20 protein-coding genes are annotated in these 17,918 nt (G+C 48.8%); 12 read left to right on the top strand and 8 right to left on the bottom strand.

Annotation, left to right across the window (positions count from 1 at the left end; genetic code table 11):
- Positions 1–44: 44 nt before the first annotated feature.
- Positions 45–815: an AAA family ATPase gene (locus tag ACBZ72_12125; GenBank protein ID XES76906.1), complete on the bottom strand. Its 771-nt coding sequence runs from the start codon at positions 813–815 to the stop codon at positions 45–47.
- Positions 816–831: 16 nt separating this feature from the next.
- The gene (locus ACBZ72_12120) at positions 832–1,611 is read right to left on the bottom strand and encodes an AAA family ATPase (protein ID XES76905.1); all 780 of its coding nucleotides are present in this window, start codon (positions 1,609–1,611) and stop codon (positions 832–834) included.
- A gap of 231 nt (positions 1,612–1,842) precedes the next feature.
- Between ACBZ72_12120 and ACBZ72_12115 the strand changes: the two genes are divergently transcribed.
- The 4 genes from ACBZ72_12115 to ACBZ72_12100 all read left to right on the top strand — a co-directional run bounded on the left by ACBZ72_12115 (position 1,843) and on the right by ACBZ72_12100 (position 4,899).
- Entirely contained in the window at positions 1,843–2,703 is an 861-nt protein-coding gene (locus ACBZ72_12115; protein ID XES76904.1) for a Coenzyme F420 hydrogenase/dehydrogenase, beta subunit C-terminal domain, read from the top strand.
- 171 nt (positions 2,704–2,874) lie between these two features.
- Entirely contained in the window at positions 2,875–3,600 is a 726-nt protein-coding gene (locus tag ACBZ72_12110; protein XES76903.1) for a hypothetical protein, read from the top strand.
- Positions 3,601–3,798: 198 nt separating this feature from the next.
- Positions 3,799–4,557 (top strand): coenzyme F420-0:L-glutamate ligase, encoded by a 759-nt coding sequence (gene cofE, locus ACBZ72_12105; protein ID XES76902.1) that lies wholly within the window; start codon positions 3,799–3,801, stop codon positions 4,555–4,557.
- Positions 4,558–4,569: 12 nt separating this feature from the next.
- Complete coding sequence (locus tag ACBZ72_12100; GenBank protein ID XES76901.1) at positions 4,570–4,899, top strand: SCP2 sterol-binding domain-containing protein; 330 nt, start codon at positions 4,570–4,572, stop codon at positions 4,897–4,899.
- A gap of 15 nt (positions 4,900–4,914) precedes the next feature.
- On the opposite strand, the gene ACBZ72_12095 is transcribed toward ACBZ72_12100, so the two are convergent.
- The 3 genes from ACBZ72_12095 to ACBZ72_12085 form a co-directional block, all read right to left on the bottom strand.
- Positions 4,915–5,460, bottom strand: coding sequence for an Lrp/AsnC family transcriptional regulator (locus ACBZ72_12095; protein XES76900.1), 546 nt, complete (start codon positions 5,458–5,460; stop codon positions 4,915–4,917).
- A gap of 63 nt (positions 5,461–5,523) precedes the next feature.
- Positions 5,524–6,072 (bottom strand): YkgJ family cysteine cluster protein, encoded by a 549-nt coding sequence (locus ACBZ72_12090; protein XES76899.1) that lies wholly within the window; start codon positions 6,070–6,072, stop codon positions 5,524–5,526.
- A 17-nt stretch (positions 6,073–6,089) separates the two neighbouring features.
- On the bottom strand, positions 6,090–7,259 hold the full coding sequence (locus ACBZ72_12085) for a glutamate-cysteine ligase family protein (protein ID XES76898.1): 1,170 nt from the start codon (positions 7,257–7,259) through the stop codon (positions 6,090–6,092).
- Positions 7,260–7,488: 229 nt separating this feature from the next.
- Here ACBZ72_12085 and ACBZ72_12080 point away from each other — a divergent pair, with 229 nt between their 5' ends.
- The 4 genes from ACBZ72_12080 to ACBZ72_12065 all read left to right on the top strand — a co-directional run bounded on the left by ACBZ72_12080 (position 7,489) and on the right by ACBZ72_12065 (position 10,718).
- On the top strand, positions 7,489–8,181 hold the full coding sequence (locus ACBZ72_12080; protein XES76897.1) for a RimK-like ATPgrasp N-terminal domain-containing protein: 693 nt from the start codon (positions 7,489–7,491) through the stop codon (positions 8,179–8,181).
- Positions 8,174–9,052, top strand: a complete 879-nt coding sequence (locus tag ACBZ72_12075) for a RimK family alpha-L-glutamate ligase (GenBank protein ID XES76896.1) — start codon at positions 8,174–8,176, stop codon at positions 9,050–9,052. Before ACBZ72_12080 ends, ACBZ72_12075 begins: the two co-directional genes overlap by 8 nt.
- 78 nt (positions 9,053–9,130) lie before the next feature.
- On the top strand, positions 9,131–10,081 hold the full coding sequence (locus ACBZ72_12070) for a deoxyhypusine synthase (protein XES76895.1): 951 nt from the start codon (positions 9,131–9,133) through the stop codon (positions 10,079–10,081).
- A 76-nt stretch (positions 10,082–10,157) separates the two neighbouring features.
- Positions 10,158–10,718: a winged helix-turn-helix domain-containing protein gene (locus ACBZ72_12065; GenBank protein XES76894.1), complete on the top strand. Its 561-nt coding sequence runs from the start codon at positions 10,158–10,160 to the stop codon at positions 10,716–10,718.
- A 14-nt stretch (positions 10,719–10,732) separates the two neighbouring features.
- On the opposite strand, the gene ACBZ72_12060 is transcribed toward ACBZ72_12065, so the two are convergent.
- Both ACBZ72_12060 and ACBZ72_12055 read right to left on the bottom strand, forming a co-directional pair.
- The gene (locus ACBZ72_12060) at positions 10,733–11,797 is read right to left on the bottom strand and encodes a deoxyhypusine synthase (GenBank protein ID XES76893.1); all 1,065 of its coding nucleotides are present in this window, start codon (positions 11,795–11,797) and stop codon (positions 10,733–10,735) included.
- Between the two features lie 96 nt (positions 11,798–11,893).
- A complete protein-coding gene (locus tag ACBZ72_12055) occupies positions 11,894–12,430 on the bottom strand; it encodes a hypothetical protein (GenBank protein XES76892.1) in 537 nt (178 codons plus the stop codon).
- Positions 12,431–12,673: 243 nt separating this feature from the next.
- On the opposite strand from ACBZ72_12055, the gene ACBZ72_12050 reads away from it, so the two are divergent.
- The 3 genes from ACBZ72_12050 (at position 12,674) to ACBZ72_12040 (ending at position 14,946) form a co-directional block, all read left to right on the top strand.
- Complete coding sequence (locus ACBZ72_12050) at positions 12,674–12,979, top strand: Hsp20/alpha crystallin family protein (GenBank protein ID XES76891.1); 306 nt, start codon at positions 12,674–12,676, stop codon at positions 12,977–12,979.
- 78 nt (positions 12,980–13,057) lie between these two features.
- Positions 13,058–14,107: a hypothetical protein gene (locus ACBZ72_12045; protein ID XES76890.1), complete on the top strand. Its 1,050-nt coding sequence runs from the start codon at positions 13,058–13,060 to the stop codon at positions 14,105–14,107.
- Between the two features lie 230 nt (positions 14,108–14,337).
- Positions 14,338–14,946 (top strand): 4Fe-4S dicluster domain-containing protein, encoded by a 609-nt coding sequence (locus tag ACBZ72_12040; protein ID XES76889.1) that lies wholly within the window; start codon positions 14,338–14,340, stop codon positions 14,944–14,946.
- Positions 14,947–15,010: 64 nt separating this feature from the next.
- Here ACBZ72_12040 and ACBZ72_12035 read toward each other — a convergent pair whose 3' ends face one another.
- Positions 15,011–15,877, bottom strand: coding sequence for a histone deacetylase (locus ACBZ72_12035; protein XES76888.1), 867 nt, complete (start codon positions 15,875–15,877; stop codon positions 15,011–15,013).
- Between the two features lie 92 nt (positions 15,878–15,969).
- Here ACBZ72_12035 and ACBZ72_12030 point away from each other — a divergent pair, with 92 nt between their 5' ends.
- A complete protein-coding gene (locus ACBZ72_12030) occupies positions 15,970–17,913 on the top strand; it encodes an arginine--tRNA ligase (protein ID XES76887.1) in 1,944 nt (647 codons plus the stop codon).
- Positions 17,914–17,918 lie beyond the last annotated feature (5 nt).

The raw sequence follows: 17,918 nt of genomic DNA, 5'->3' as shown, positions 1-17,918 counted from the left end.
AATGTAAGCGTGAAAAGGCGTTTTTTGGACAAAAATGTGGGGGGTTATTGCTGTATGTAACCTGTTTCCTTCATAATTGCCTTTACAGAAGCGAACGCAGCGTTGTCAGAAGGTAACTCTAAAAGCGACTTTCCAGTAAGAACGTAATCATCTACCTGCTCATCGGCAAGGATTTTGCCTAAGTACTTAAAGTTTAACTCCTGCTCCGCTATTTTGCCGCGTTCAGCGGGAAAACGGTAGCCACCCACCAAGTAAAAGTTGTCAAACTGCATGTTCACTTCTTTAGCAATACGGAAAGCACGTTTCGCGTGGTCCACACTCTTCTTGGAGTGATCCAACATTTCAAAGATGTCGGTGACTTTGGAGGCTATACGTCGGTTCAAGTGCTCCAGCCCCGCAGGCGAATCAATAATCACGTACTCGTAGGTCTTGGTTAAATGCTCCAACGCCGCTTTCAACGCAGAGTTAGGCATGCAATAGCAGCCTTCAACCCACTTGGTGCCTACAGATATAAAGTCGAAAGTGTCGCTTTCGTAAAGCCCCCTTGCCCAAATGCTGCTTTCAATGCGGTCTGTCGGCGAAACCCCCACCGTGGTTCCACCCTTCTGGATGAACGTGTCCACAATAAGGTCAGCCAACGTGGATTTGCCAGCCTCTTTAAGGTCAACGCCGAGCATTTCGGCGAGGTTCTGGTCGGGGTCGGCGTCCACTAGCAGCAACGGCGTGTTGCCTGCTTCCACAAACGCTTTTGTCATCATGGCGGTGAAGCTGGATTTGCCTGTTCCGCCGCGCCCTATGGTAACAATGGTTTTCAAACAATTCACCCCAAAACTAATTGGTTTTCTTAAGCAGCGTGTCGCATATATTGTCTATGGTCTGCACTGCCGCCATTTCCTTATTTTTCAGCGGGGTTTGTCCAAGCATGTCGGCTTCGATGACTTTTTGGTCAAACGGCACCAACGCCAGAATCTCCAAACGGTTTTCCTTTGCGAAACTTTTGATGGCTTCTTCCTGAGCTGGATTCATCACGCGGTTGCCAACCAAGTAAACATGCTTCATTTCAGCTGCTGCAGTCATGTCGTGAATGTGTTTGGCAATTTCCAGCGACTTCAAATTAGAATCTGCCACAATAAGCAACACGTCTACGGCTTTTGCTGTTCCTCTGCCAATGTGTTCCACGCCCGCTTCGAGGTCTAAAACGACGGCTTCGTTGCGTTCCACCATCAGATGCCGCAGCATTGCCCGCACGATGGCATTGGGGGCGCACATGCAGCCAGAACCCATTGCTTTCACGGTGCCCATAACAATGAGTTCAACGCCAAGCGGGGTCTTCATGGCATAATCCCGAATTATATCATCTACCTTAAAGTTCAGGTTGTAGACGCCCGAGTAACCAGTGCTTGTTTTGGAGTCCACAAGCTCCTTGTTCTCGGTCAAAGGCAAAATTTTTCGAGCTTGCTCCGCCGTCAACCCCAACGTCAAAGCAAGGTTTGGGGAGGAGTCAGCATCTATAGCCATTGATTTAAAGCCGCGGTCAGCAAACCCTTTGGCTAAGCCACCTGCAATGAGGGTTTTGCCTACGCCACCTTTTCCAGAAACTGCAACCTTCATAATTTCACCACAACCATAACTTTTCGCGTTGAAGGATTAATTTACGTTTCCTAAAAAAAAGGAGCGAAGGAATATGCATGTGGGCAAACAACGCAGTCACAACAGGGTCTTGACAATAACTTAGCGGGTAGACCCCTCTATAGGTTCTGCATCGAATCAATATTAGCATCCAAATAGGTTGGCGAAAACTTATCTGAAGAAAAAACACTACTCAATAAAGGCACGGTCAAAATGGCAAACACCGCGGAAAAAGGGGCAGACAAAACCCAAACTGGTACGCAGATAGAAGACGGAAACTTGGGCAGTTACAATGAACTGTTTTCAGCCAAAAGCAGCATTGAAGGTCAAGATGGCGGGGTGGTTTCTGCGCTGCTGGTGGAGGGCTTGCAGAGGGGCTTGTTTGATGTGGCGGTGGTTGTTGCACGCAAAGAAGGCTACCGAGCGGAGGCGGTAGCTGCCGAGAACGTGGCGGAAGTGGAGGCGGCAAAGGGAACCAAATACCTCAGGGTACTGACTGCGCCTAAGCTGAGGGAGCTTGTTGCTAAGGGGAGAAAGAGAATCGCGGTGGTTGGCACGCCTTGTCAAGCTAAAGCCGCCAGAGCAATCCAAAAAAACCTAAAGCAGCAAGTGCCCGACGCAGAAATCACAATAGTTGGGTTGTTTTGTTTTGAAGCATTCAACTACGCCAAACTTAAAACGCAGACGCAGAAGCTTCTGGGCATGAACATCGATGAAGCCCAAAAGACCCAGATACGGCAAGGCAAATTCACCGCTTACCTCGACCAGCGAGAGTACAGCTGCAGGGTGGGAGACCTTGAGGGGGCAGTTGCGGGGGGATGCAGGTTCTGCGACGATTTTCCGGCGTGGCACGCAGATGTCTCGGCGGGTTCAGTGGGCAGCCCAAGCGGGTACTCAACGGTTATTGTTCGAACAGACGCAGGTAAAAAGCTGATAGAAAACTTGGGCATATGCAGAGCAGAGGCAAATAAAGAGGAAATCACAAAATTATGCAAGCTAAAAAAAGCGCATTCCAACAAAAACTTGAGCCGTATCAACAAGACGCCAACCCAACCACAGAAAACCGACGTTTAGACAAACAATCACGAAAACAAAAGGAAAAATCAGAGCCGAAAAAAGCTTGTCTTACCCAGTTAACCACATTTTAAGCAGATTTGTTGTCGGCAGCGCTAGAACGCCTTGTTTATCGGCTACAAAAGCCTTTTTAAGCCAAACCCATCTACGTTTAGCCAAGATGATGCCTCTATGAAAATACTAAACGAGTTTGTACCAACACGTAAATTCCTCAAGCTCGCAGATGAAATCAAAGACTTAGTTGACGGATGGAACGTAACCGACAGCGCTGCCGGTTTTCCAGCTCCCAGCGGCGTCGTTGTAAGCTGCATCCTCAAAAACAAGTACCCAGACAAGTATGTCTGCCCCATCTTTATTCTACACTATAAGGGTCCAGTGGAAGTTGGCGGTTTAGCTTTAGCCTCTGACATCATCGGTCTTGACGGCTTAGCAGTCACCATGGGCGACAAACCCCACTTTGGCGAACCCATAAAGATGCTGCCTTCCTCTGAAGCGGCAAGAGACTTCCTGAAAGCAAACGTGAAGCTGAAGAACCTAAAGCTTGGCTGCTTGCTGACCGCACGCCGCTCCGTCGAAGAAACCATCGAACGCGCCAAGGGCGACTGGGACTTTATCTACTTCATGAGGCTTGAAGACCAATCCTTCCCAGTCCTAGAACAGGTCGCCAAAGAATGCAAGAAAATGAACAAACCCATCTACGCATACTTCCTTGTGGGCACACCAAAGAACGTGGAAACAGTCAAGATGATTGGCTGGCCAGTTGCCGCAACCATGGACACAGTTGAAGAGAAAGCAGCAAGGCTGGAAGGTTTAGTCGACGGTATTATCGCCACATGCGCTGGTGACGCTGAAGGCGACAAAGAAATGCTGCAGAAGCTGCAGAAATTCCGAACCTAATAAGAGCTAAAAAAACTGAGACGCAGCGTCGTCTCACCCAAAATTTTTCACCTTTTTGTAGCAGGAAATCTTGGGCAGGGGACGGTTTGTTTTTTCTGGGCGGTTGTGGCATGAATACACGTTTTTGCTACTTCAGATAAGCTTTAATGCGTTCTTGTGGTAGCTAGTCAATTGCATTCATTGAAGGGAACCCACTAAGTGGATACTGTAAGAATTGTTGCCGTCGAAAAATTGCCGCTGTTTCAAAAAGGTGACAACATAGGACAGTTTATCGTTGAAGCTGCAGAAAAACAGGGCACTCCAATCCAAGAAGGCGATGTGGTGGTCGTGACGCATGTTGCGGTTTCTAAAGCCGAAGGAAGCATCGTTAACCTTGATGAGGTTGTGCCCTCAGAACGCGCCGTGGAGATTGCAGCAAAAGTCGGCAAGGAGCCAGCTATGGTGGAGGTTATTCTTCGGGAAACCAAAGAAATTGTGCGCATGGGCCCCAACAGCCTGATAACGGAGACAAAAAGCGGCATTATCTCAGCGAACGCGGGATTAGACCGGTCTAACGTGAATGGCGACCGAAGCGTGGCTTTGCTTCCTGTTGACCCTGATGCGTCAGCGCGAAACATAAGGCATGAAATAAAGAGGATTACGGGCTGCAGTGTTGCAGTGATTATTTCAGATACCCATGGGCGCCCTTTGCGTATGGGGGAAATCAACGTTGCTATAGGCGTAGCAGGGATTAAGCCCATCCGTGACCGCAGAGGCGAAAAAGACCTCTTTGGCTACGTTCTTAATGTGAAGCAAACATGCATAGCGGACGAGCTTGCCTCGGCAGCAGAGTTGGTCATGGGACAAGCAAACGAGGGAATCCCCGTGGCTATAATCAGAGGATACAGGTATCAGGCCGCTGAGGATGTTTCTGTGCAAAATTTGACTCGCCCCAAAGAAAAAGACATGTTCAGGTAATGGAGATTTAAAATGCAAGTAAATACAGCAAGAGAGTTTTTTGAAAAAACCCTACCCGAAAGATTTGACGCAAGCAAAGCTGCCGGGGTAGACGTTGTCGTTCAGGTAAGCATCAAGGGCGAGAACGGAGGAGACTGGATTGTCGTCATCAAAGACCAAAAAATAGACATCAAAGAAGGCGTTCATCCTTCGCCTAACTTGTCGTTGAGGATGGCGGAGAAGGATTACTTGGATTTAGTGAACGACAGAATTAGCGCTGAGAAAGCGTTTTTCACGGGGAAGGTGCAGTTTAAGGGCAACATCGCCTTGGCACTAAAGCTTAAGGAAGCAGGGTTTCTCTGAAAAAGGAGCCCCGGGTTATTGCTCGGCACTTTTTTTATCCACCGAAGCTAACATTTGGCTGGCTAACAGGTTAAAACTAAAGGGGAGGCTGTTTTGCTCCTCTTCAAGATTTACCAAAAAAGTGTCCATGCTTATTATCCGCTCCATCATGCTTTGTCTCACGAAGGTTCGGAATTTATCGCATGAAGGGTAATCTTGATGAAGAGACATAATCACAGCGTCATACCCTAAACCCATGCCGCGCTTGATAAACATCAATGCGCTTGGAGTTTTTGATACGGCCTCATAATGTACTCGCTTGAAATCGCCAATCTCCCTTGATTGCAAAGTGTGTTTGACGTCCAGTTTGAGGAAGGTTAGAGCAAGTAATCCGAAACCGGTTTTACTCAGGTTGGGGATTGTGGTGTACTCTTTAATGTAGCCTTCCTTTTCTAGTTTTGTTCGGATTCGGGTAGCGGTGGGTTGTGAAATTCCAATGGCTTTCGCTAATTCTCGGTCGCTTCGTCTCGAATTTTTAATCAGTTCTGAGAGCATTTTGCGCTCTACATCTTTTAGGACCATTTTTCTCTCTCCGTTGTTTTAACCACGCCTATACTTATTAACTTGATGCAAAACAGCCCACGTTTAATGCTCGATTCCAAGTTTCTCTGCAACTTCTTTGGGCAATTCATTCTCGTCAACCTTGAAAGTTTCAGGCTCAGGAATCATTAAAATGGCTTTCAATTCATCAACATCCAATTCACAAATTAACCTCATAATCTCTGGCTTAGCCCCTTCTAAATGTTGCTTAAGATTTTCCTCATTCTCAAACAAAAACTGCGCAAAAGCACAAATTTTACCCTCCTTCAGGTAAAATTCAACTTTGCGTGTTTGCAGGTTTATGTCAAAAGTTATAGGGCCCGCGCGACAGGTTTCAGGCTTAACCGGATGCACCATGCACCTTCGAGTTTTCTTGTTGTAAAACACGCAGACACCATCCGAATCAGTTGCGGGATGAGAATAGTCTGTTCCCGCAAAGAGTTCGGTGACTGAAAGATTTTGTGCTTTTACGTATTCAGTCAAGATTTTTCTGCGGTTAGAAGTTAGGGGGGGATTAGCGTCTTGGCAGCAAATCATGCTGCACTGAGAGCATACATCGAAAGAATAGGTTTTCCCGTTTTGGTCTTCCGACATTGTTTTTTCTCCTGAGGTTAGAAGTAGGGTTGGTTAGTTGCAAGGCATCTTATAAGCTTTGAATATACGGTTATTATTGCGTCCATGAAATCCGTGTGTTGAGCACGTTTCAACACATCTTTTCTGATGACATCTGATAAGTTACCCTGCTCAATACGTTTTTTGACAAGGGGCAGATAGGTTTTCTCTTCAGCAGTTGCATTAGCCCATGCAACAGTGTACAGGTGTTGACAGACACTACGGGCAGTTGGACCCCGTGGATGCCGAACCTGAGCATTCAAACCCTCAGCAAGAACCAAGTTAAAGTCCTCAACCAGAAGGTCATGGGGCAAAAACTGGGGTGACTCCAAAAGCATTCCCCGCAGGGCAGCGCGGACAAAGCAGCTTAGAGCAACATCAGATTTTATGCATTCCTGCTCATCCATCACCCGCACTTCAAGGGCGCAGCGGTCAAAACGGAAAATCACACCCCGCGAGTTAACCCACTCCTTATACAGCAACGTTGCAGGGGCGCCCGCGTTAGCTAAATCCCGCGAGTAACGACCAATCACGTCGGTGCGGTACATGTTAAACGATGAAACGTACTCGGGAACCACATCTCCAGAAACCGCCGCGACCTCATGCTGGTTTGCTTTGTAAAACGTCAACCGGTTGTCTACCTTCTCCCGTAAAACCCCCTCGTAGATGGGGGAAGACGCCGAAACCGCCGGTAAATACGGACACATGTTTGCGAGCAAGTTATGCAAAAGAACGCCATCGGGTTGTTTCTGGTAGGGTAAGTTGAGGTGGAAACTTTGGATGTTAAGCCAGCCATGCTGTTTCAGGTTAAAGACTTTGCCGTATGCCTCGTAGATTTTTCGGTGCCTATGAGGCCATATGCCAGTTCCGTCAAGGTTCAGTAAGGGATGCATACCCGTGCCAAGAAGATGCGCACTGAACTGTTTTTCCAGAAAACCAGAAAGGGTGGTTACGGCGGTTTGCATGGTTTCTTCAAAAAGCTGGGACGATGGAAAAGGCTTGTTTGCTTTCAGCTCCATAACGTGCAGCTGCATTTCTTTGCCAAACGTGAAGTTAGGCAACTCAACAAAGTTGAGGAGTTTACCGCAGTAGCGTTTGATAATTTGGTCCGTTATGGGTAAGGCTTTGAGGTCGCCGTTTACTATGGAGAATTCATGTTCGGGCCCCATGACTTCGAGCGTTTTGTACGTGGCAGTTCCTCTTTGATATTAGACACTAATTGTCAGGTATATAAAGAGTAAATCAAAACGGGTTGGTTAGGGTTGCGAGTTTAATCGCGATGTGGGTTTCATCAGAGCATTGGAAGAGGTTGTGATGTTGGCTGCATCAAAGTGCACAGTTAATTTTAAATATACCTTGCGAGTATCGACCACTTGATTATCTGGTGTCACATGAGTGTTGGTCGTCTCTAACATCGACCTAACAGCGGATTCGCAAATAATGAAGCCCGCGATATTTCTAAGTGCAGATACAAAAGAACCAGTCCTTAACTTAAACAACGACTACCGCTACCTAAAAACAGGATACTATGTTTCGCTTCACGCTGAAGTTTTAGGAAACAGAGTGATTCCATCTTGTGAAAACATTCTTGATTCAAACCGCACTCCGCTGCTGCTTCTAAGAGCCTCAAAAGCAGGGATTCCAACGCTACCCTTCATCGTGACGGATTTGGTTACAAAAATCGCCGCTGAACTTGGCTTCCCGCTGGTGCTCTTCGCGGTCAACCCCTTCATCCACGAAGGCTACAAAACTGCTAACAACAAAAGCGCTCTTTACCGAGCTGTGAAAAGCTTGGGCATGAACTACAAGTTCGCAGTCTGCGCTCAACCTCTTAAAGGTCAAATCGTAACTATCAAAAGCTTTTTTGGCAAATGCCCCGACCAGGACCAGCAGACCCAACGCATAAGCCAGCAAGTTTACGACTTATTCAAGATTCCGCTCTGTAAACTGCATGTTCAGAAAACCCCCGACAACACTTACCTGTGTGGACTCCAAGCTCTTGATAAAGAGGAGCTTTCAAAACAAGATATAGAAAGAATATCCAAAGAGGTCTCGCTCCTTTTGGAGCAAGGTGAACCCTTCGGTGTCTAAGATTGCCTGTTTTGTAGAAAAATATAACTTCTCTGATCCGCGAGAGAAAACTGCGCTGGAAAACTTTAAAGCCACAGCTGAAAAGCAGGGGCAAGAATTTCAGTTCCTGTTTCGAAATAACATCTCGGACGTGTCCAAGTTTGACGCGGTCTTTATTCGGGCGACAACTGACCCGCTTAACGCAGCGTATGTGGTTTCTAAAACCGCGTGGGAGCTGGGCTTAAGAGTCATTGATGACCCTGAATCGATAACCATCTGCGGCAACAAAATTCACCAGTACGCGCTTTTCGAAAGGTTTAATGTGCCCCACATACCCACCGTTTTTCTAAGCCGAGACGAGCTGCATCATAAAAGAATCAACAGTATCTTCGCGGAACTCGGAAAACCCGTAGTCATCAAAGCGCCCTATACAAGTTTTAGCAAGTACGTGGAGAAAGCTGCCTGTGAAACCAGCTTCCGCACGGTGGCTAAGCGGTTCTTTAAGAAAAGCGACGTGTTGGCAGTGCAAAAGTTTACGCCGACAGCGTTTGATTGGCGAGTAGGCGTACTTAATGATGATGTCTTGTATGTGTGCAAGTACATGATTCCTAAAGGCAGATGGAAACATGGCGCCAAATTACGCGGCAAGCCGACGTTCACGTGGGGCAGAACGGTTGCGCTCAAGAAAGAAACCATCCCGCCGCGGCTGCGGGAAGTGGCTTTGAAGGCATGCAGCGTGGTGGGCAAAGGGCTTTATGGGGTGGACCTAAAAGAGGTAGACGGCGACTTTGTTGCCGTGGAAATTAACGACAATCCCAGCATATACGCAGGATACGAAGATGCGCGGGAAAAAGACCTCTACAGCCGCATAATCAACTACCTCACCCAATAACCCAGCTTCCTTTTCGTTTTCGACACGTATTTATCCTAACTCAGACACTGCAATACCATCAGCGAAGGTTGATGTTTCATGAAGGAAGCTGTTAAAGATTACCAAATCACCGAAAACATGAGCGTAGACGAGCTTGTCAACCAAATGGAGGCTGCGTGGGGTTTCACGGCGGGCAAGCTCGCAACTGGCGTAAGCATTTTGGAGGACATGATTAAAGAGAAGGGCTGTGTCAAGTTCCTCTCCTTCCCCGCAGACATAATCGCCACAGGCACCCGCGGCGTCATCAAAGAACTGGTTAAACGCAAACTTGTTGACATCGTAATCACCACCTGCGGCACTCTGGACCATGACGTGGCACGCTGCTGGAAAGACTACTACAAAGGCAGCTTCATGATGCGCGACTCCAAACTGCACCGTGAAGGCGTCAACCGTCTGGGCAACGTTTTGGTTCCCAACGACAGCTACGGCATAATTCTGGAACAGAAAATTCAAGCCATGCTCGCTGAGCTTTACAAGGAAGGCAAACGTGAACTTTCAACGGCTGAGCTTTGCCGCGAAATCGGGTTACGCTGCTGTGACGAAACCTCCATTCTTTACTGGGCAGCCAAAAACAACATCCCCGTCTACGTGCCGGGCATAACCGACGGCGCAGTCGGCTACCAACTCTGGTTCTTCAGCCAGGACCACAAAGACTTCCGCATCAACCTGCTCAAAGACGAAGGCGACCTGAGCAACACCATTTTTGATGCAGAGAAAACGGGTGCCCTAATTTTGGGCGGAGGCATCAGCAAGCATCACACGATTTGGTGGAACCAGTTCAAGGACGGCTTAGACTACGTGGTTTACGTGAGCACGGCGGACGAGTGGGACGGCAGCCTCAGTGGCGCCAGACCGCGGGAAGCGGTTTCATGGGGAAAAATCAGCGAAAAAGCCAAACGCACAATGATAGAGGGCGACATCACCATGGTAATGCCTCTAATGTTGGGTTCGCTGCTGAGTCGACTTGGCCAGAAACAAACCCTGCCTTGACAGAATTATTTGTCAAGGAAAACTTGTCAAAAAATGATTTAACCCCAAACCCCCCCTAACAAACAGCGGGGTTAAAATGAAAGAACACGACGAAATTGAATCAGTTGTGTTTCAAGCACTCTCAAATCCGATGAGACGCAGAATAATCAAGATTTTAGAAGACAATAACGGCGTTTCTTATACAGAGTTGATTAACCAGCTTGGGCTTTCAACAGGCAAAATGAACTACCACCTCGAACAGTTAGAGGGGTTAATAGAGAAAAACGGAGACCGCCACTACGTTTTGACCTCCTTAGGGAAAAAGGCATTTCGCCAAATAGGGCGTTTAGAGTTGGAAGTCACCGAAGAAGACAAAAAATACGCAACCATAGCAAAGCACAAACAAAAAACTTCACTGGAGCCCACAGTTAAAGCCTTCATAATCATTGGAATAGTGGTTTCTATTGCTGTTACGGGCGCATTATGCAGTTTGCTTGCCATGGCTTTGATTCAAGGGGGTGTTCCTGCCGTTATGGTTTGGTTTTTGCCCTTCGGGTTAGCAATAGAAATAGCCGTGTTGGCAACCCTTATCTATTCCCTTCGAAAAGCACCTGCTTGGCTGCGGCGAATAGAAAGCAGATTCTTTCAAGCAACATGAAAGGAAAAGAGGCGTTATTGGACGCCTTGGAAAATCCAGCTAAAGTCGGGGCCTTTCCGTTTTGTCTGTACCCGTTCGCAGAGTGCGTGGGTTATCAGGGGCAGTGCGATGGTGGCGTCGCTGTAGCAGACGGCGCGGGTGTTGTCTTGGTTGTTGATTTTGCCCCAGCTGATGGCTTCTTCTAGGGTGCAGCCGCTTAAGCCTCCCCACTGTGGTGCATCGGTGGTGATTTGGATGGCGTACTTGTGCGGGTAGTAGTATTCCTGTAGGCTTTTGCGCAGGCCGCCTTTTCTGCCGTCCACGCCTTGGTCTTTAGTCATGGGAGAAACCGAAATTGCGATGAGTTGGGTGAGGTCTTTGGGGACGCCTCCGCCGATGTACACTACGGCTACGTCTTTGGTTTTGGTTCCGATGGTGACAAACTGCTCAAACTCTTTGGCGGAATCCACAACGATTGGGTGCCCGTTGTTTTTTGCCATAAGAATGGTCTCGCCGTAGGCGCTATCCAAAAACGCGGGGCTGAAAATGGGGACGCCGTTTTCGTAGGCTTTGGCGGCTATGGCGGGGATGTTCTTTTCGCTCAGGTACTTGCCCAGCAGGTAAAAGAATTCGGCACTGCTGTAGGGGTAATCGGTTTTGAGGGTCATAACAAAGTCGGTGACTAACTCCTCCATTTTGCGGTAGTCGGTTTCTTTGCCAAACACGTCGTAGTAGCGGTTCACGTCGGCTTCCAGAAGTTCCTGGTCATTGACCATGTGGTTGCCCTGCCAGTACCCCAAGCCCATGGCGTCCACGATGTCTTCACTCACGTTTGCGCCGGTGCTGACCAGCACGTCTATGAAGCGGTTTTCGATAAGCCAGTTCACGATGGTCCATTGCCCTGCGGTGCCCATGCTGCCCGCGTACCCCATCACGATGGTGAGGTTTTCGTCTTTGACCATCTTTTCCCAGATGTCCACAGCTTCGCCCAGCTTTCTGCCTTGGTAGGCGGTTTTTGCCATCTCAGTGAGGAGCTCGTTGACGGTTTTGGGCTTCACGTGGATGGGTTGAAGCTTCTTTTGGAAGTATGAGTCACTCATTAATGTGCACCTTTTCTTAGAAGTGATAAAGGGGGTAATATTTGAAATTTGTTATCCCGCAAAAAAGGAGCTTCAAAGAAAGAAAAATATAAAGAGCTATTTTGGCAGGCGAATTGTAAGTCCAGAATTAGGTCCTGGCGGAATCCCGAGCGCCGGTTCCACACCAATCGAGTGGCTCAAATCTTCTCTCAAAGTTTTGGCGTTAATTTTTCTGCCAATTTTTGCTTGCGATTCCGGTCTCGGAGTTTGGACAACCTTGCCTCTACATACTTCCACATCAAACATTCCGTCAGCAAGTGCCCTTGCACAGAGGCCTCTAGCATAATAGCGATTGAATTCACCTTCAGCAAGCGTTTCATGGGCAGTTACGGGGACTTTAACGAGACTTGTACCTCCAGAACGCGTCCTTCGGGATTCATGACTCCGAATATACCCTCGGTTAAGAAGTTCATTTGCAAGCCAATCATCATCATAATTGCAGATTGCTTCTTTCAGAAGAGTTGCCCAATTCAATTGCCCTTCAGAAGTAAGACGAGAACTTAGGTACAAGTCCCCATTTGAAACGTCAGTCTCTACTTCCTTAACCATAAATTCACGCGTTCGTTCGTCGAGATTTTCATAAAATATCCCCATTCTATCACACCTATCAGTCGATATTTTTCCCAAGAGCCCTGTAGAAGTTTTCACAATTTCTAACTTTTAAATTTTGGGATTCATCGATCTCACAATGACATCGTACTGTTTAGACTAGCACTCAGCGACAAAACATCAGGTGGAAAGGGAGTCTCCAAAAAAACATAAGTAAGATCAAAAGGAATTTAAAAGGCAGTATCTCCATTGATATATTCAGTATATTTTTGTGAGGCTAATTTTGTTATGTCCAAACCCAAGAGAGAAAAGAAGCCCACTCTTACGCCCAACGCGTTTATGGACCACGACAAAAAATTCTACTACATCCAGGTTGAGCTGCCCGGCGTCAAGAAGGAGGATGTGGATTTGTCGGTTTCTGACCAGAGCTTCTGTGTGCGCGCGCCCCGAGGCGACATCGAATTTCTGGGCTGCTACCTGCTGGCGCACCCTGCCGACACCGACGTGACCAAAGCCAAATTTGACAACGGCTTGCTAAGCATAGAAATTCCGCTTAAAAAAGACCAGAAAGAGCAAAAAATCACCATCGAATAACCACGCAGCAGCCACTCCGCTGGTTAGAAGAGAAAAGCATTAAGCCTTAGCTGACAGCATAGCAATCGGGGTTCCGCCTTGATTGAGTTCCAAAAAGTCGTTAAACAATCCAAGATTCGCAGTCCCTTGAAGAATTTTGAGGAAGAAACCATCACTTTTGAGTACCGCACTGACCCGTTGACGGGCAGAAACACCACCGTCATTGCGGGTATGCTCAACTACGTCAGCAAATTCCAGCCCTCTGAGCCCCAGCTGCTGGAGGCGCTTGTGGAGAAAACCAAAGCCACTTGTCCCTTCTGCCCCCAAAGCGTGCGTTCCAAAACCCCAATGTTTACGCAGGATTTTCTTCCGGAGGGCAGAATCGTCAGCGGACAAGCCACAATAATTCCTAACCTGCTGGGACACGCAGAACAAAGCATTCTGGCAATTCTGTCCCAAAGCCACAGCCTGCGGCTAGACGAGTTCACGCCCCAACTGCTCTTTGACGGCTTCTTGGGCGCCATGCAGTACCTAAAGCGGCTAAGCGAAGTTGACCCCTCCGCGCGGTTCCCAGCCTTTGCGTTTAACTTTTTGCCTCCTGCAGGCTCCAGTATCTTCCATCCCCACATGCAAATTCTTGCCCGCGACCGCCCCTTCTACCTCGTTGACCTGATGCTGCAGAAAAGCAAAACATACTTTGAGTATAGAGGGCACAGTTTTTGGAGTGACCTTTTGGCGGCAGAGAAAGACGGCGAACGCTACCTGTTCAGCAGGGAAGGCGTGGAGTGGTTGGTGCCGTTTGCGCCGCTGCGAGGCATGAATGAAGTACAGGCGGTTGTGCCCAAAAAAGCCAATTTCATGGAGCTTGGCGAAGCGGAGTGGCGGGGGTTGGCAGAGGGCATCTCGCAGGTGCTGCAGTTTTACCATGCACAGGGCTACGGCTGCTTTAACATCATCATTGCCTCAGGACCGATGGATGAGCATCTGGACTATTTTGACGTGAATTTGCGAATCATCAGCCGCCCCGGAATTCAGCAATGGAACTACACCGACGCGTGGGCAGCCCCATACCTGCTTTGGGACGGCGAAGCAGTGGAGCAACCCGAAGAGTTGGCGAGCCGAGCAAGACAATTCTTCAATGAAAAATAGAAACGCTCCCCCAGCTCCAGCGGCAGACAACGATGAGCGGACGGCGTGTGATGCAGTAAAGTTGAGAAACCGGTGCACTCGCATCTGCCGCTGCAGAAAGCGTTCAGCATAAAAGTGCTCTACGAGGGCATAACACACTTGTGATTCGAAAAACACGAGGTGGTTAGACGTTTGTTTAGCGGGGTTTTTAACGAAATATTTAGATAGCGCAAATTAATCTGATTACAGAAATGCCACCCAAGTTCACTCAAAGAAAATTCGTCTCCGTTGACCCCTCCAAATGCACCGGTTGCGGAATCTGCGAGTACGCCTGCAGCATAGAAAAAGGTCAATCCACCCCGTTGCAGGCAAGAATCCGCGTTGTCCGCATGAAGCCCCTGTTCAATTTTGCCTTAGCATGTCGAAGCTGCGAAGACCCCAAATGCGTAACTTCCTGCCCTGAAAAAGCCCTTAGCCAAGCTGAAGACACTGGTCTAATCATGGTTAATGAAAATAAATGCAAAGGATGCGACTGGTGTGTTCAAGCCTGCGAATACGGTGGAGTCACCATTAGCTCCGAATCAGGTTTGGCCATAGTCTGTGACCTCTGCGGCGGTGAACCTCAATGTGTTGAGTTCTGCCCCGAAGATGCCTTAGAGTTGGTTTCCACTGACGAGGAAGCGGAAGGACGATTCAATGCTGCAGTTGAAAAGATGCCTGCTCAATGCGAAGAGTTATCCAACACCGTCAGGGACAAAAACTGGAAGCCCCTGCTTGCTGAAGCAGAGCAGCGAAGCCTCAAAGTCGCCGAGAAACTCGAAGCGCTCAACAAGAAATCTAAAGATAAAAAGATAAAGTAGCGGAGTCGAAAATTCAGAATTTCAGGGGCTTTTGCCTCTTCCCACTAGTTTATACCCTGAAGGTTTAAGGTGTTTTTAGAAGGCTGTTTTGTTCTTCAAAGCCCGACAGAAGCTGGTCAATGTCGGCGCCGTTGTTTTCGCCGCGGTAGCCGCCCTCCATGACAAAAAACGTCGGCTTACCTAAAGCGCCGATTCGTCGCCCTATCTGCCTGTAGGAGCTTTCAGTTAAGCCCAGCGACGCCAAGTCTCCCAGGTGAGTGTCAAACCCAACTGAAACCGCCACCGCCTCAAATCTTGCTAAATCCATTTTGCCCAAAGCTTGGTCCAGCGCCTCCAAGTACACCCGTTCTCCACAGTCTGCTTTTAGGGAAAAGTTGATGCAGTTGCCTTCGGTGAACATACCTGTGCCTGGAAAATGAGGATGCCGATGAACAGAAACATACCACACATCAGAGTTCCCCAAGAAAATTTCCTGAGTCCCGTTACCGTGATGCCCATCCACATCCAAAATCAGCGTGGGTTTGCCAAGAGACTTCACGGCAAGGGCGATGTTGTTTAGGTAGCAGAACCCACGGGTCATGGCGCCTAAAGCAGGACCATTTCTTCCCGCATGATGCCCAGGGGGACGCATAAGCGAAAAACCGCCCACCTTAGCGGCTAAACATGCGCCGCCTGCGCTTAAGCGGGCAAACTCGTAGATGTTTGCGTATGCGGGGGTGTCGGGGTCGTCAACTAAGCCTTTTTTTAGGTTCCAGAGATAGTCAGCGTCGTGCACTTCAAACAGGTCATCCTCGGGTATAGGTTGGGGCTCCAAAAACGTGTAGTCTTTGGCTTGGAGGATTTCTTGGGCGGTTTTGATGCGTTGAGGCCCTTCAATGTGCCAAGTGCCGTAGCCCAGGCAATTCTCGGAGTAGACAATGGGGGTTTTCATGGCGAGGTGCATCCATACGTAGATAAGTGAGGTTTAAGTTAAAAATACCGCATCCAAATAAAAGCTTAAAGTAAATTCCCTGAGGAAAACGCATGGTCTGCCTAAACCCCTTTGCCGACTTTCGACAAGAATGCCAAACCATCTTAGCTCACGCTTTAAAAAAGGAGTTTCCTCAGGCCACCTTTGAAACACTACCCATGAATAAGCCCTCGAACCCCAACTTTGGACAACTGGCATCCTCCGTCTGCTTCGAACTTGCCAAGAAACACAAGCAGAAACCCGCTGACCTCGCCGCAAAAGTCGCCCAAGCCACAGACAAAACCATGTTCACGTTGGTTGCGAAGGTGGAGCCCGCAGGTGGCTACGTGAACTTTTATGTGGACTTTGCCAAGTTTTCAGCGTTGACCTTGGAGTCGATACGGCAGCTTGGCGGCGAATATGGATTTATCAAAACCGACACGCCAACCAAAATCATCGTGGAGCACACCAGCGTCAACCCACTGCATCCGATTCATATTGGGCAAGCCCGCAACCCCATGCTGGGCGATGCATTGGCGCGGCTGCTCGCGCAGAGGGGGCATGAGGTTTCGAGACACTACTACATTGACGATGTGGGACGCCAAAGCAGCGTAGTCGCCTACGGATACGATAAACTGGGCAAACCTGCACCTACCGAAAAAGCCGACCTTTTCGTGGGCAAAATATACACCATAACCGCATGCTTGGTGGAGATTAACCGCCTTAAACGGCAACTTGAACAAGCAAAAGCAGCCGCAAGCGAGGACGCCGCAAAAATCGGTAAGGACCTTGAGGAGTGGGTAACCATCGCTGCGGAACTAGAACAAAAACACCCCGACCTTTTTGCGGCGCTTTCAGAGAAAATCAGCCAAGACGCCAACCCTGAAGAGGAAATCAGCCGCCTAAACCGCGCCTACGAAGACGGCGAACCCAACGCCAAGCAACTCATCCGCGAAGTCAGCGACCTATGCCTTGAAGGTTTCCGCCAAACCCAAGCGCGGGTTCAGGTTTTGTATGATTCTTGGGATTGGGAAAGCGACTTTGTATGGAGCAGCCAAGTCAGCAAGGTCATGCAGCAGCTGCAGGAGTCAGGCTACGTTTTCAGCGAAGGCGGCGTGCTGGAGTTTGACGCAAAAAAAGTCGTCGACACCCAAGACCTGCGGGTAAAGCTGGGGCTACGCAAAGAGCAGGAGGTTCCGCCCCTGACGTTGGTTCGAGCCGACGGCACCACCCTTTACACCACACGAGATGTAGCTTACACACTTTGGAAATTCACCAACGCCCAACGCGTCATAAACGTGATTGGCATGGAGCAATCCTTGGCGCAGCTGCAGCTAAAAATTGCACTGTACGCTTTGGGTTTTGAGCAGCAAGCACAACAGTTTGTGCACTTCGCCTACAACCTGGTAACATTGCCAGGGTACAAAATGAGCAGCCGCCGAGGACACTACATCACGTTCGACCAAGTTTTGGACGAAGCGGTTCAACGGGCATTCGAAGAAGTCTCGAAGCGCTCCCCCCAACTGACCGAAGAGGAGAAACACGACATCGCCAGCTTTGTAGGCATCGGCGCCGTCCGCTACGCACTGGTAGACGTTGACCCAGGCAAACCGGTGGTTTTCACGTGGGACCGCGTCTTGAACTTCGAAACCAACAGCGCCCCATACGTGCAATACACACACGCCAGAGCGTGTAGCATCCTACGCAAAGCCGCTAAAGAACCCGAGAAACCCGCCTACAACCTGCTTAGCGAGAGTTTGGAGCATGAGTTGGTTTTAGCAGTCGCCAGCTTCCCCGACGTATTCATCGAATGCGCCGAGTACCTTAAACCCAACATGATTGCCGACTACTCCAATGCGTTGACAGACAAATTCAACACCTTCTACAACGCTTTGCCTGTGATTAAGGCGGAATCGCAGGAGCTCACCGACGCGCGCCTTGCCTTAACTGACGCCATACGCATCGTGCTGAGTAACGCTTTGAACCTGATTGGGATTACAGCGCCACAAAAAATGTAGGGGAA

The organism is Candidatus Bathyarchaeia archaeon (assembly GCA_041447175.1).
GTDB lineage: Archaea > Thermoproteota > Bathyarchaeia > Bathyarchaeales > Bathycorpusculaceae > JADGNF01.
This window is presented reverse-complemented; position numbering and strand designations above follow the sequence as displayed.